Here is a 14,264-nt window from a genome sequence, read left to right on the forward strand (position 1 = left end):
GTTTCCTACGGTTCCGTAACCTACGGCGACGTAAGTATGGCAGCGCGTCGCCCCGCGGCAAGAGCCCGAGAGCCTGCGCGTCCGGGTCGACACCTATCCTGGGAGTCGGTCGGACAGCGCGGTCCGCTCTGAATACTTCCCGGACGTCCGGCCCGTAAGCGGCGCCCGCCGCGCGAGACGCCGTTCGGGTTCCCTCCCAGACGAGCTTCAACACTGCAAGGAGCCGCACCTGTGAGCAGTGCCGACGACCAGACCACCACGACGACCAGCAGCGAGTTGCGCGCCGACATCCGCCGGCTGGGTGATCTCCTCGGAGAGACCCTCGTGCGGCAGGAAGGCCCCGAGCTGCTGGAACTCGTCGAGAAGGTACGCCGACTCACCCGAGAGGACGGCGAGGCCGCCGCCGAGCTGCTGCGCGGCACCGAACTGGAGACCGCGGCCAAGCTGGTCCGCGCCTTCTCCACCTACTTCCATCTCGCGAACGTCACCGAGCAGGTCCACCGGGGCCGCGAGCTGGGCGCCAAGCGCGCCGCCGAGGGCGGACTGCTCGCCCGTACGGCCGACCGGCTGAAGGACGCCGACCCCGAGCACCTGCGCGACACCGTCCGCAACCTCAACGTCCGGCCCGTCTTCACCGCGCACCCCACCGAGGCCGCCCGCCGCTCCGTCCTCAACAAGCTGCGCCGCATCGCCGCCCTCCTGGACACCCCGGTCATCGAGTCCGACCGGCGCCGCCTCGACACCCGGCTGGCCGAGAACATCGACCTCGTCTGGCAGACCGACGAACTCCGCGTCGTCCGCCCCGAGCCCGCCGACGAGGCCCGCAACGCCGTCTACTACCTGGACGAGCTGCACGCCGGCGCCGTCGGCGACGTCCTGGAGGACCTCACGGCGGAGCTGGAGCGCGCCGGGGTCAAGCTCCCGGACGACACCCGCCCGCTCACCTTCGGCACCTGGATCGGCGGCGACCGCGACGGCAACCCCAACGTCACCCCGCAGGTGACCTGGGACGTCCTCATCCTCCAGCACGAGCACGGCATCAACGACGCCCTGGAGATGATCGACGAGCTGCGCGGATTCCTCTCCAACTCCATCCGCTACGCCGGCGCCACCGAGGAGCTCCTCGCCTCCCTCCAGGCCGACCTGGAGCGGCTCCCCGAGATCAGCCCCCGCTACAAGCGCCTCAACGCCGAGGAGCCCTACCGGCTCAAGGCCACCTGCATCCGGCAGAAGCTGGAGAACACCAAGCAGCGCCTCGCCAAGGGCACCCCGCACGAGGCCGGCCGCGACTACCTCGGCACCGCACAACTGCTGGACGACCTGCGCCTCGTCCAGGTCTCCCTGCGCGAGCACCGCGGCAGCCTCTTCGCCGACGGCCGCCTCGCCCGCACCATCCGCACGCTGGCCGCCTTCGGCCTCCAGCTCGCCACCATGGACGTCCGCGAGCACGCCGACGCCCACCACCACGCCCTCGGCCAGCTCTTCGACCGGCTCGGCGAGGAGTCCTGGCGCTACGCCGACATGCCCCGCGAGTACCGCGCCAAGCTCCTCGCCAAGGAGCTGCGCTCCCGGCGTCCGCTGGCGCCCAGCCCGGCGCCCGTCGACGCCGCCGGTGAGAAGACCCTCGGCGTCTTCCAGACCGTCAGGCGCGCTCTGGAGGTCTTCGGCCCCGAGGTCATCGAGTCCTACATCATCTCCATGTGCCAGGGCGCCGACGACGTCTTCGCGGCGGCCGTGCTGGCGCGGGAGGCCGGTCTCATCGACCTGCACGCCGGCTGGGCCAAGATCGGCATCGTGCCGCTCCTGGAGACCACGGACGAGCTCAAGGCCGCCGACACCATCCTGGAGGACCTCCTCGCCGACCCCTCCTACCGGCGCCTGGTCGCCCTGCGCGGCGACGTCCAGGAGGTCATGCTCGGCTACTCCGACTCCTCCAAGTTCGGCGGCATCACCACCTCGCAGTGGGAGATCCACCGCGCCCAGCGCCGCCTGCGCGACGTCGCCCACCGCTACGGCGTACGCCTGCGCCTCTTCCACGGCCGCGGCGGCACCGTCGGCCGCGGCGGCGGTCCCACCCACGACGCGATCCTCGCCCAGCCCTGGGGCACCCTGGAGGGCGAGATCAAGGTGACCGAGCAGGGCGAGGTCATCTCCGACAAGTACCTCATCCCCGCGCTGGCCAGGGAGAACCTGGAGCTGACCGTCGCGGCGACCCTCCAGGCCTCCGCGCTGCACACCGCGCCCCGCCAGTCCGACGAGGCCCTCGCGCGCTGGGACGCCGCGATGGACGTCGTCTCCGACGCGGCCCACACCTCGTACCGCGAGCTGGTCGAGGACCCCGACCTGCCCACGTACTTCCTGGCCTCCACGCCGGTCGACCAGCTCGCCGACCTCCACCTGGGCTCGCGGCCCTCCCGCCGCCCCGGCTCGGGCGTCTCGCTCGACGGTCTGCGCGCCATCCCGTGGGTCTTCGGCTGGACCCAGTCCCGGCAGATCGTCCCCGGCTGGTACGGCGTCGGCTCGGGGCTGAAGGCCCTGCGCGAGGCCGGTCTCGACACCGTCCTGGACGAGATGCACCAGCAGTGGCACTTCTTCCGGAACTTCATCTCCAACGTCGAGATGACCCTCGCCAAGACCGACCTGCGCATCGCCCAGCACTACGTCGACACGCTCGTCCCGGACGACCTCAAGCACGTCTTCGACCGGATCAAGGCCGAGCACGAACTCACCGTCGCCGAAGTCCTGCGCGTCACCGGCGAGGACGAACTGCTGGACGCCGACCCCGTCCTCAAGCAGACCTTCACCATCCGCGACGCCTACCTGGACCCCATCTCCTACCTCCAGGTCGCCCTTCTCGGCCGCCAGCGCGAAGCCGCCGCCGCGGGCGAGGAAGCCGACCCGCTGCTCGCCCGGGCCCTGCTGCTCACCGTGAACGGCGTCGCCGCGGGCCTGCGCAACACCGGCTGACCCGCACCCCTCCCACGCACGACGGTGCCCCCGCGCTCAACCGCCGGGTTCTACTGATCCCCGCAACACCCTGGAGTTCAGGGAGCTGCGGGGATCGTGGATTTTGAGGTGCTGAAGGCGAAGTTCTTCGAGGCGCTGGATCGGGAGGGCGGCAGCGTCACCGCTGCTGCTCGCGCGGTCGGAGTGAACCGCAATACGGCGTTCGGATGGGCCCGCCAGGCTGGTGTCCGCGGTCGCGGTAAGTCCGGCACGTCTGGGCATCCCGGTCGGGCGGAGTACGAGCGGCTGCGTGCGGCCGGAGTCCGACGCCGGGATGCCGCCGCGCAGGTCGGTGTCCACGTGCGCACGGCCCACGACTGGGACCAGGGCATCCGGCAGATCGGCCATTCGCGACTGCGCCCTGACGGCCGCCTGATCGTCTATAAGACCGGTGTGACCATCATCCAGCCGCCTCTCGCGGCGGTCGACGCGCCGCTGCACCCCAGGTTCCTGAACGTGGCCGAGCGGGAGACGATCGCCGACATGCACCGGGCCGGCCACTCGCTGCGGGCGATCGGGCGGGCTCTGGGACGGCCGGCGTCCACGGTCAAACGGGAGATCGACGCCCGGGCAGTCGACGGCGTCTACCGGCCGCACCGGGCCCAGCGGACCTGGGCCGAGAGCCGGTCACGGCCCAAGACCTCGAAGCTCGCCGCAGACGGGCCGCTGCGTCGATACGTTGAGGACAAGCTGCGCGAACGCTGGTCTCCAGAGCAGATCAGTCACGCTGTGGTCATCGAGTTCCCCGACGACGAGAGCATGCGGGTGAGTCCGGAGACGATCTACCAGGCCATCTACGTCCAGGCCCGAGGCGGCCTGCGCCGTGAGATCGCGGTCGCACTGCGCAGCGGTCGCACCCGCCGCAAGCCTCACCGCAGCCCGGAGCAGCGCACTCGCCGCTTCGTCGACGAGATGGTGATGATCTCCGAGCGGCCTGCCGAGGTGGAAGACCGGGCGGTTCCCGGCCACTGGGAAGGCGATCTGATCGTCGGTCCCCGCAGCGACAGCGCGATCGTCACCCTGGTCGAGCGCTCCACCCGCTACGTCATGCTCGGACACCTGCCCGGCGGACACACCGCCGAGGAAGTCCGCGACGTGCTGGTGCCGCTGATCCAGACCCTGCCCGAGCACCTGCGCGGCTCGCTGACCTGGGATCAGGGCTGCGAGATGGCCTCCCACAAGCAGCTCACCGTCGCCACGGGAGTGCCGGTCTACTTCTGCGATCCGCACTCCCCCTGGCAACGCGGGTCGAATGAGAACACGAACGGCCTGCTGCGGCAGTACTTCCCCAAGGGCACCGACCTGTCCGCGCACAGCGCCGAAGACCTCGAACACGTTGCCCAACAACTCAACGGCCGGCCACGCAAAACGCTCGGCTGGAGAACCCCAGCCGAGTGCCTGCGTGATCTACTGACAGCCGCGTAAGCCATCAGGTGTTGCGAGGACCCCGAGAATCCGCCACCGGAGCACGGGGGCACCATCACGTCGTACGCGGGAACCCCGCGCACCCGGAGCGCAGGGGCACCATCACGTCGTACGGGGGAAACTCACACCGCGAAGAACGCCGCCGTCAGCAACGCCACGCCCGACCCCGCCATCACCCAGGCCGCCCGCGTCCGCCGCAGGCCGCCCGCCACCACCACCGACGCCAGCAGCAGCGCACCGCCCAACGGCACCCAGGCGTACAGCACCCCGGCCGGACCCGAACGCACCGCTTCGTCACCGCCGGGCTTCACCACCACGGAGTACGTCCGCCCCTTCGCCACGGCGACCGAGTCCGCCAGGACGACCCGCTCCCGCGCCTGCGACCCCGCCGACAGCGGCGAGTACGGCCCACTGCACGAACCCCCGCCGCACCGCGTCACCTCGACCGTGCCCTGCTCCCGCCCCTTGGTCAGCAGCACGTGCTGCGCCGTACCCCAGGACGCCCACACACCGGCGATCAGGATCAGCGCCGTGACCGTCCCCATCACTGCGACCCGGCCGAGCCACAGCACGGCGCGTGCGGCCTGGCGGGGGCGGGCAGCGGCGGCGGCTGAGGCAGGCATGGCCGGGATCATTGGCCATACCCGCGCGCTCGGTCAACTCACCCGCGCACCATCGGCGGACAAGTCGGGAGTTGTGCGACAGGAGTCGTGCGTCAGGAGTTGTACGTGCTCTGCGCCCGCTCCAGACCCTCGATCACCAGAGCCTCGACCGCGTCCGCCGCCCGGTCCACGAAGTAGTCCAGCTCCTTGCGCTCCGCCGACGAGAAGTCCCGCAGCACGAAGTCCGCCACCGGCATCCGGCCCGGCGGCCGCCCGATCCCGAACCGCACCCGGTGGTAGTCCGGCCCCAGCGACTTCGTGATCGACTTGAGCCCGTTGTGCCCGTTGTCCCCGCCGCCCAGCTTCAGCCGGAGCACGCCGTAGTCGATGTCCAGCTCGTCGTGGACCGCCACGATGTTGCCGACCGGCACCTTGTAGAAGTCCCTGAGCGCCGTCACCGGCCCGCCCGACACGTTCATGAACGACATCGGTTTCGCCAGGATCACCCGCCGGCCGGCCGGCCCCGGCGGCCCGATCCGTCCCTCGACCACCTGTGCCTGCGCCTTGCCGTGCCGCTTGAACCGGGCCCCGATCCGCTCCGCCAGCAGATCCGCCACCATGAAACCGACGTTGTGCCGGTTCGAGGCGTACTCGGGGCCCGGATTGCCGAGACCGGCCACCAGCCAGGGCGCACCCGCGTCCGTCGTCACGTCCCTGTCTCCTTCGTGTCCGTCATGCCCGTCCACACATACGCGTCGGCCGCTGCCCCGCACGGGAACAGCGGCCGACGAACGAAGACCGTAGCGAGGATCAGGCCTCGGCGGCCTCGTCGCCCTCGGCCGAGGCCTCCTCGGCCTGCGCGGCCAGCACCTGCAGGACGACCGTGTCCTCCTCGACGGCCAGCTTGGTGCCGGCCGGGAGCGGGATGTCCTTGGCCAGGATGGAGGCACCGGCCTCCAGGCCCTCGACGGAGACGGTGACCGACTCCGGGATGTGCGTGGCCTCGGCCTCGACCGGCAGCGCGTTCAGGACGTGCTCCAGCAGGTTGCCGCCCGGCGCCAGTTCGCCCTCGGTGTGCACGTAGATCTCGACGCTGACGGTCTCGCCGCGCTGCACGAGCTGCAGGTCGACGTGCTCCAGGAAGCCCTTGATCGGGTCACGCTGCACGGACTTCGGGATGGCCAGCTCGTTGGTCTTGCCGTCGATGTCCAGCGCGATCAGCACGTTCGGCGTACGCAGCGCCAGCAGCAGGTCGTGGCCCGGCAGCGTCAGGTGCAGCGGGTCGGAGCCGTGGCCGTACAGAACACCCGGAACCTTGTTGTCACGACGGATACGGCGGGCGGCACCCTTGCCGAACTCGCTGCGCGTCGTGGCGGAGATCTTCACCTCGGACATGGTCACTCCTCGTAGAGGTAGAAACGGACGTGGTCACCCGGCCACGAACGGCCTGCTACGAAGAGCGCGTCGATAACGGACCGCCGTACACGAACGCGTACGGCCTCCCTCGCCGAGCAACTTCAGCAGTCTACTCGGACAGGGAGGCCGTACCCAAAACGATCTGTACGTCCCCGCGGAACGATCCGCAGAACGGTTACTGCTCGTCGAACAGGCTCGTCACCGAGCCGTCCTCGAACACCTCACGCACCGCGCGCGCGATCGTCGGCGCGATCGAGAGCACCGTGATCTTGTCCAGTTCCAGCTCGTTGGGCGTCGGCAGCGTGTCCGTGAACACGAACTCGCTCACCTTCGAGTTCTTCAGCCGGTCCGCCGCCGGACCCGACAGCACACCGTGCGTCGCCGTCACGATGACGTCCTCCGCACCGTGCGCGAACAGCGCGTCCGCCGCGGCGCAGATCGTGCCACCGGTGTCGATCATGTCGTCGACCAGGACGCAGATCCGGCCCTGCACGTCACCGACGACCTCGTGCACCGTGACCTGGTTCGCCACGTCCTTGTCGCGGCGCTTGTGCACGATCGCCAGCGGCGCGCCCAGCCGGTCGCACCAGCGGTCCGCCACCCGCACCCGGCCGGCGTCCGGGGAGACCACCGTCAGCTTCGAGCGGTCCACCTTCGCACCCACGTAGTCCGCCAGCAGCGGCAGCGCGAAGAGGTGGTCGACGGGCCCGTCGAAGAAGCCCTGGATCTGGTCCGTGTGCAGGTCCACGGCGAGGATCCGGTCCGCGCCCGCGGTCTTCATCAGGTCCGCGATCAGACGCGCCGAGATCGGTTCACGTCCCCGGTGCTTCTTGTCCTGCCGCGCGTAACCGTAGAACGGCACGATGACGGTGATGGAGCGGGCCGACGCGCGCTTCAGCGCGTCGATCATGATCAGTTGCTCCATGACCCACTTGTTGATCGGGGCCGTGTGGCTCTGGATCAGGAAACAGTCCGCACCTCGCGCCGACTCCTGATAACGCACGTAGATCTCGCCGTTGGCGAAGTCGAAGGCCTTCGTCGGGACGACCCCGACACCCAACTGCTGGGCGACCGCCTCGGCAAGCTCGGGGTGGGCGCGGCCGGAGAAGAACATCATCTTCTTCTCGCCGGTCGTCTTGATCCCGGTCACAGCACTTTCTCCTCAGAGGTTCGCAGCTGAGCGTCACGGGCGCTCTTCCGGCTGGGTGCGGGAGGCGTCTCAGCTATGGGGTGCGGATGTGCACTTATCACGGTACGCCGTGTTCGGCGCGCCGGTTTCCGGTCAGCCTTCGGTGCCGGCCTCCCGGGACACCGCCTCGGCCGCCTTCGCCGCCGCGCTCCCCGGACGCTTGCGAGCCACCCAACCCTCGATATTCCGTTGCTGGCCACGGGCCACCGCCAGGGAACCGGGCGGCACATCCTTGGTGATCACCGAGCCGGCGGCGGTGTAGGCACCGTCCCCGACCGTGACAGGGGCCACAAACATGTTGTCCGAACCCGTCTTGCAGTGCGAGCCGACGGTCGTGTGGTGCTTGCTCTCCCCGTCGTAGTTCACGAACACGCTCGCGGCACCGATGTTGGTGTACTCGCCGATCGTCGCGTCGCCCACGTAGGAGAGGTGCGGGACCTTGGTGCCCTCGCCGATCGAGGAGTTCTTCGTCTCGACGTACGTGCCGATCTTGGCCTTCGTGCCGAGCCGGGTGCCGGGCCGCAGATACGCGTACGGGCCCACCGTCGCCTCCGGACCGACCACGGCGTCGAGGGAGACCGTGTTGTCCACGCGCGCGCCGGCCCCGACGCGGGTGTCCGTGAGGCGGGAGTTCGGCCCGACCTCGGCCCCCTCGGCAAGGTGCGTGGAGCCGTGCAACTGCGTACCCGGGTGGACGACGACGTCCTGCTCGAAGGTCACCGTCACGTCGACCCACGTCGTCGCCGGGTCGACGACCGTCACGCCGGCCAGCATGGCCCGCGTGAGCAGCCGGTCGTTGAGGGTCCGGCGGGCCTCGGCGAGCTGCACGCGGTTGTTGATCCCCGCGATCTCCCGGTGGTCACCGGCCACGGACGCGCCGACCCGGTGGCCGGCCTCGCGGAGGATGCCGAGGACGTCGGTGAGGTACTCCTCGCCCTGGCTGTTGTCCGTCCGCACCTTGCCGAGCGCGTCGGCGAGGAGCTGCCCGTCGAAGGCGAAGACACCCGAGTTGATCTCGCGGATCGCCCGCTGCGACTCGGAGGCGTCCTTGTGCTCGACGATCGCGGTGACGGCACCGGAGGACCCGTCCCGCACGATCCGGCCGTACCCCGTCGCGTCCGGGACCTCGGCGGTCAGCACGGTCACGGCGTTTCCGTCGGCGGTGTGGGTGGCGGCGAGGGCCCGCAGCGTCTCGCCGGTGAGGAGGGGAGTGTCGCCGCAGACCACGACCACGGTCCCGTCCACGGCACCGCCCAGCGCCTCCAGGCCCATCCGGACCGCGTGCCCGGTGCCGTTCTGCTGCTCCTGTACGGCGGTGCGTACGTCGGGGGCGACCTCGGCGAGGTGCGCGGTGACCTTCTCGCGGGCGTGCCCGACGACGGCGACCAGGTTCTCGGGGTCCAGCTCACCGGCGGCGGCGAGCACGTGCCCGACGAGGGACCGGCCGCACAGCTCGTGCAGGACCTTGGGTGTGGCCGACTTCATACGGGTGCCCTCACCCGCTGCGAGAACGACGACGGCTGCCGGGCGAATGGCGCTCACGGGATGCCCTTCGGCTGTTAGGGGGTGGGGGGGGGACATCCGCAGGATACCGGGGTGGTTTGTGGGCGGCATGAGTGCGGGCCCTGACTGTGTGATCAGGGCCCGCTGGCAGCTCCGCCGCTAGGACTCGAACCTAGACCGAAACACCTCCAAAGGGTGCCGTGCTGCCAATTACACTACGGCGGATCGCTGCCTCAGACCTTACCGGAGGAGGCAGGCGCGCTGCCAAGAACGATTCCGTTCCACCAGCCTTCGATCCGTCGGTACAGATCAGCACTCTGCACGACACCGATGACCAGGCAGCCGCGGTAGTGATCGCCCACGTTCTTGCGGACCGTCTTTGGGTTGTGCTTCTTGAGCGTCGTCTTCCCGAAGCTGGTGGTGTCCGTGCCCACGAGGGATGCCCAGTACTGCTCCGCAGCCGCTACATCGGCGTTCTCGTGGATCATCACGCGGAACCGCAGGCGCTCGCGCTCCACTTCGAGCAGTTCGAGCCAGGCGATGAACACTTTGATCATGTCGGGATCGCTGTTGACGAAGAGGACGTACTCGCGGCGGCTGTAGCTCTTGTCCTTCGCCCCCTCTGCCCAGTAGAGCCCCACGCCGAGAAGGAACAGCTCCCTTTCGGTCATGCGACCGACCTCTTGCAGCGCCGCCGCCTTGGTCTGCTCGCGTGCGGCATCGCGCACCGCCAGCTCATGTTCCCACCGCTTCCGTGCCGCGAGCTTCGCCTGCTCCGACGGCTCCCGCCGCTCCGGCTTCGGCAGGTCCCGCACCCAGAGTGAGATCGAGCCCTTGCTGCACCCCAGTTCCACCTGGATCTGGTCGTACGTCCAGCCCTGGAGCCGTAGCTCCCGTGCCCGCTCCCGCACGTCGTCCTTCGCGTTCGGGCGCTTCGTCCATTCCGGGGGCGGCTCGCCCTCCAGGAGCCGGTTGAGGATGTCGTTGTTGTCGACGCGCAGCCGGTCGCGGATCTGGCGTCGGCTGAGTCCTTCGCGCCGCAGCGCCACCGCCCGCTCCCGCAGCCCCTCGAAGTCGGCGTACTTGTTCGGTGAATGTGCCATGGGCATACCGTCCGGCCGGAATCCTCGCCTGCGGAGGTGAACGACGTGGGGTTCACCAGTTCGAGGGATATCGCGTCGTATCGCTTGTCGAAAGTCACCGGAAATGTGCCGCCCGCCGCCCGTAGGCTGGAGGGCATGACCACGACGGGGGAAGACCACGTACCGGCCCGGGGCGGGCCTTGGTGGTGGGACAGGCGGCGCGGCGCGGTGCTCGACATGAGCCTCGGCGCCGTGTCCGCGTTGGAGTGCGCGGCGGAGGGGGTTCCGTTCGCGCGGGACGCCGGGATCCCGTTGGCGGCGGGGGTCGTCTTCGGTTTGCTGGCCGGTTCGGTGCTGGTGCTGCGGCGGAGGTGGCCGATCGCGGTCGTGCTGGTGGGGATCGCCATCACGCCGGCCGAGATGGGCTTCCTGCTGGGCGTCGTCGGCCTCTACACGCTGGCGGCGTCGGAGTTGCCGAGGCGGATCATCGCCTCGCTGGCCGGGATGACGTTCCTGGGGACGCTGATCGTGACGTTCGTGCGGTTGCGCCAGGACATGGCGCGGGACGGCGTGGACTTCGGGGACTGGTTCTTCCCGTTCGCGTCGATCGGCACGTCTTTGGGGATGACCGCGCCGCCGCTGCTGCTGGGCATGTACGTGGGGGCGCGGCGGCGGTTGATGGAGAGTCTGCGGGAGCGGGCGGACAGCCTGGAGCGGGAGTTGCAGTTGCTCGCCGAGCGCGCGGAGGAGCGTGCGGAGTGGGCGCGTGGCGAGGAGCGGACACGGATCGCGCGGGAGATGCACGACGTGGTCGCGCACCGGGTGAGTCTGATGGTGGTGCACGCGGCGGCGTTGCAGGCCGTGGCGCGCAAGGACCCCGAGAAGGCGGTGAAGAACGCCGCGCTGGTGGGGGACATGGGGCGGCAGGCGCTGACGGAGTTGCGGGAGATGCTCGGGGTGCTGCGCACCGGCGGGGACGGTGGGCGCGCGCAGCGGGCTTCGGTGCCGCTGGCGGCGGTGAGGGTGGCCGCCGCGGCGGCGGCCTCGCGGGCCGCGGACGACGGGGAGGGGCCCGCCGACGGGCCGTGGCTGTCCGGCCTGGACGAGCTGATCGGGCAGTCGGAGGCGGCCGGGATGGTGGTGGACCTGTCCGTGGAGGGGGCGGGGCGGTCGTACGCGGCGGAGGTGGAGTCGACGGCGTTCCGGGTGGTGCAGGAGGCGCTGACCAACGTCCACAAGCACGCGGCGGGTGCGAAGACGTACGTGCGGCTGGCGCACCGGGACTCGGAGATCGCGATGCAGGTGGAGAACGAGCCGCCGCCGGAGGAGTCGTCGTCGGCGCGGTTGCCGTCGGGCGGCAACGGGCTGGTCGGGATGAAGGAGCGGGTGACCGCTCTGGGCGGCGTGTTCGTGTCGGGGCCGACGGACGAGGGGGGCTTCCGCGTGTCGGCGGTGATTCCGGCGTCCGCGTAGGCGTCGTGGGTGCCGTGGACGCCGTGTGGGTGCCATGGTCGCCGTGCGCGTGCGGGAGTGCGGGGTCGTGGGGCGGCCGGCCGTGGGCCGGGGTGGCTCAGGCCGTGGTGAGGCGGGTCGGCTGGGTTCCGGCGACGAGGGTGGCGAGGGCCTGGTCGATGTCGGGGCCGAGGTACCAGTCGCCGGTGTGGTCGAGGGCGTAGACGCGGCCTTCGGTGTCGATGGCGATGAGGGCCTGGCTGTCGGTCTCCGTGCCGAGGGGGCAGGTCCGGGTGTCGAGGGCGCGGCCGAGGTCGCCGAGGGTGCGGGCCATGTGGAGGCCGTGCAGGGGGTCCAGGTGCAGGGTGGCGGGGGCGATCTGGCGGCCGGGGCCGGTGGGGGCGATGTGCAGTCCGCCGAACTCGGCCCAGGCCTCGACCGCGGCGGGGAAGACGGTGTGCCGGTGTCCCGCGGGTGAGGTGTGCTCGCGCAGGGTGTCGGCCCAGATCTCGGCCTGCTTGATGTCCCAGCGTCCGGGTTGCCAGCCGGCGTCGCGCAGGGCGGCGTCGACGGGGACGGGGAAGCGGGTGGTGGAGGTGCGGTCGGCTTGCATCTGCCCTTGGTCGCCCTTGGTTCGGTTCGGTCGGCTCTGGCGGCACTGTCGCGCCCCGCGGCGGGGCCCGGTCGTCGGCGTCGGTCGCCGGCGGTCAGCCGTCGTTCGTGGTCGGGTCGACGATGCGGACGCCGAAGTGGGCGCTGAGGGCTGTGCAGGCCCGGCACGGTGTGGCGAAGCTGCCGTGCAGGGGGTCGCCGTCCTCGCGGATGCGGCGGGTGGTGAGCTTGGCGTGCTTGAGCGCCTTGCGGGCTTCGCCGTTGGTCATGGGTTTTCGTGCGGCGCGTTTGCTGCGGGCCGCGTCCGCGGTGGCCAGGTGCCGCGAGATGAGGATCGTCTCGGCGCAGCGGCCGGTGTAACGGTCGCGTTGGCCGCTGGTGAGGGTGTCGAGGAAGTCCTGCACGAGGTGGTGCAGGGCGGGCGGCGTGTCCGCGCGGGTGGCGGTGCCCGTGAGGGTGGTGCCGCGCACGGAGAGCGCGGCGGCCACGGTGGGGAGTATGCCGTCGCGGCGGTGCTGGAGGGCGGGGGCGTGGCGGGCTTCGGTGGCGCTCCAGCCGATGCGGGGGTCGCCGCCCCGGGGGTCGTCGGACCGCCCGGTGTGGGGTCCCGTCTGTGTCGCACTCATGATCATCTTCCCCTCCTGAGCATCCCCCCGAAGGTCACAGAGTGCCAAATCCCGTGGCTGCTGCGGAAGCTGGGGCGTGGCGACACGCCCGGTTACGGGCGTTCCGTCACGGCAGGGTGACGGCAGGTCACGGAAGCGGAGGGGCGGGTGTCGGGTGCGGGGTCCGGTGCCGGTGACCGGTCTCGTCGTACCGCATAGGCTGTCGGCACCGCGATTGCGTGCGGTGACCGGACAGTACGGACAGATCAGACAGACCGCAGATCAGACAGACGCCGCAGGGGGCAACCGCCATGACGACAGGTCGGCTCGGGCTGGGGGCACCTCCCGGCCGCCAGGCCGGGGGACACGCCGCGCCGCCGAACGCGGCCTATGCCGGGCAGGTCGTGCATTTCCCGGATCCGGTGCGGGCGGCACGTCACCCGAGAGGGGTACGGGTGGACGAGGGCGGTTACCCCGTCTTCTCGCCGTACGCCCGCGCGGTGGCGGAGATCGCGGACCCGCCGGAGGGGTTCGGGGTCGACGAACTGCGGCTGACGGACTACGTGTCGGCGAACGCCGCGCTGTCGGCGTCGGGACACGAACTGTGGGACACGGTGCCGGCGGTGGCGACGCCGCACGGCTGGACGTGGCACCACGTGGCCGGGTCGCGGCGGATGGAGCTGGTCCCGGTCGAGGTGAAGGCGCTGCTGCGGCACCACGGCGGGATCGCCACGGCGGCGGTGGACCAGGGCAAGCGCGGGACACGGCCCCTGCAGGAGACGCGTCCGGCGCATTTCGGACTGCCGAAGTCGGGGGTCGCCGTCTCCGAGCAGCAGGTGCAGGGCGTCGAGGAGGACCTCGGGTATCGGCTGCCGGGCGCCTACCGGTCGTTCCTGAAGGCGGCGGGTGGCTGCGCCCCGGTGGGCACGGCGCTCGACGCCGAGCTGGGGCTGCTGGTCGACCAGCCGTTCTTCACGGTGCGCGAGGAGGCGGCGGTCAACGACCTCGTCTACGTCAACAAGTGCCTGCGGGACCACCTGACCAAGGACTACCTGGGCGTCGCGTTCGTCCAGGGCGGTCTGCTCGCCGTGAAGGTGAAGGGCGAGCGGATCGGTTCGGTGTGGTTCTGCGCCTACGACGACGTCCGGGACGTGGACCCCTCGATGCCGCCGGCGGATCGCGTGGAGCGGTTGCTCCTGCCGTGCGGTGAGGACTTCGACGTGTTCCTGTCGCGGCTGGCGGGGTCCCCGCCGGAGCTGGAGACCGTCGCGAACCTGATGGTGGACGGCGGTTTCGCGCGTGCGGTGCCCGTGGCGTCGGCGACTTCGGCGCCTGCGGCGTCCACGGCGTCTTCGGTAGGGGAGTGAGCTGA

General features: G+C 70.7%; 12 protein-coding genes and 1 tRNA gene. 4 read left to right on the forward strand and 9 right to left on the reverse strand.

Going from position 1 to position 14,264, the window contains the following annotated elements:
• The first annotated feature begins 231 nt into the window (after window positions 1-231).
• Window positions 232-2,967, forward strand: coding sequence for a phosphoenolpyruvate carboxylase (ppc, locus tag B1H29_RS21775; protein WP_055417336.1), 2,736 nt, complete (start codon window positions 232-234; stop codon window positions 2,965-2,967).
• Between the two features lie 339 nt (window positions 2,968-3,306).
• Window positions 3,307-4,431, forward strand: a complete 1,125-nt coding sequence (locus tag B1H29_RS21780) for an IS30 family transposase (protein ID WP_234392994.1) — start codon at window positions 3,307-3,309, stop codon at window positions 4,429-4,431.
• Window positions 4,432-4,553: 122 nt separating this feature from the next.
• Here B1H29_RS21780 and B1H29_RS21785 read toward each other — a convergent pair whose 3' ends face one another.
• The 7 genes from B1H29_RS21785 to B1H29_RS21815 all read right to left on the reverse strand — a co-directional run bounded on the left by B1H29_RS21785 (window position 4,554) and on the right by B1H29_RS21815 (window position 10,244).
• Window positions 4,554-5,066, reverse strand: a complete 513-nt coding sequence (locus B1H29_RS21785; protein WP_079160375.1) for a hypothetical protein — start codon at window positions 5,064-5,066, stop codon at window positions 4,554-4,556.
• An 80-nt stretch (window positions 5,067-5,146) separates the two neighbouring features.
• Entirely contained in the window at window positions 5,147-5,743 is a 597-nt protein-coding gene (pth, locus tag B1H29_RS21790) for an aminoacyl-tRNA hydrolase (protein WP_055417334.1), read from the reverse strand.
• A 100-nt stretch (window positions 5,744-5,843) separates the two neighbouring features.
• Window positions 5,844-6,428 (reverse strand): 50S ribosomal protein L25/general stress protein Ctc, encoded by a 585-nt coding sequence (locus B1H29_RS21795; protein WP_055417333.1) that lies wholly within the window; start codon window positions 6,426-6,428, stop codon window positions 5,844-5,846.
• A 196-nt stretch (window positions 6,429-6,624) separates the two neighbouring features.
• Window positions 6,625-7,599 carry a ribose-phosphate diphosphokinase gene (locus tag B1H29_RS21800; RefSeq protein WP_055417332.1) on the reverse strand — a complete coding sequence of 325 codons (975 nt, stop codon included), beginning with the start codon at window positions 7,597-7,599 and terminating at the stop codon, window positions 6,625-6,627.
• Between the two features lie 132 nt (window positions 7,600-7,731).
• Window positions 7,732-9,180 (reverse strand): bifunctional UDP-N-acetylglucosamine diphosphorylase/glucosamine-1-phosphate N-acetyltransferase GlmU, encoded by a 1,449-nt coding sequence (gene glmU / locus B1H29_RS21805; protein ID WP_079160376.1) that lies wholly within the window; start codon window positions 9,178-9,180, stop codon window positions 7,732-7,734.
• A 112-nt stretch (window positions 9,181-9,292) separates the two neighbouring features.
• A tRNA-Gln gene (locus B1H29_RS21810) sits at window positions 9,293-9,366 on the reverse strand.
• A gap of 8 nt (window positions 9,367-9,374) precedes the next feature.
• On the reverse strand, window positions 9,375-10,244 hold the full coding sequence (locus tag B1H29_RS21815; protein WP_055417330.1) for a hypothetical protein: 870 nt from the start codon (window positions 10,242-10,244) through the stop codon (window positions 9,375-9,377).
• 135 nt (window positions 10,245-10,379) lie between these two features.
• Between B1H29_RS21815 and B1H29_RS21820 the strand changes: the two genes are divergently transcribed.
• The gene (locus tag B1H29_RS21820; protein ID WP_055417329.1) at window positions 10,380-11,696 is read left to right on the forward strand and encodes a sensor histidine kinase; all 1,317 of its coding nucleotides are present in this window, start codon (window positions 10,380-10,382) and stop codon (window positions 11,694-11,696) included.
• A gap of 97 nt (window positions 11,697-11,793) precedes the next feature.
• Here B1H29_RS21820 and B1H29_RS21825 read toward each other — a convergent pair whose 3' ends face one another.
• A complete protein-coding gene (locus B1H29_RS21825; protein WP_055417328.1) occupies window positions 11,794-12,288 on the reverse strand; it encodes an SUKH-3 domain-containing protein in 495 nt (164 codons plus the stop codon).
• Window positions 12,289-12,382: 94 nt separating this feature from the next.
• Window positions 12,383-12,913 carry a YwqJ-related putative deaminase gene (locus B1H29_RS21830; RefSeq protein WP_055417778.1) on the reverse strand — a complete coding sequence of 177 codons (531 nt, stop codon included), beginning with the start codon at window positions 12,911-12,913 and terminating at the stop codon, window positions 12,383-12,385.
• A 290-nt stretch (window positions 12,914-13,203) separates the two neighbouring features.
• Between B1H29_RS21830 and B1H29_RS21835 the strand changes: the two genes are divergently transcribed.
• Window positions 13,204-14,259, forward strand: a complete 1,056-nt coding sequence (locus B1H29_RS21835) for an SMI1/KNR4 family protein (RefSeq protein ID WP_079160377.1) — start codon at window positions 13,204-13,206, stop codon at window positions 14,257-14,259.
• Window positions 14,260-14,264 lie beyond the last annotated feature (5 nt).

It is taken from the genome of Streptomyces pactum (assembly GCF_002005225.1).
Lineage (GTDB): Bacteria > Actinomycetota > Actinomycetes > Streptomycetales > Streptomycetaceae > Streptomyces > Streptomyces pactum_A.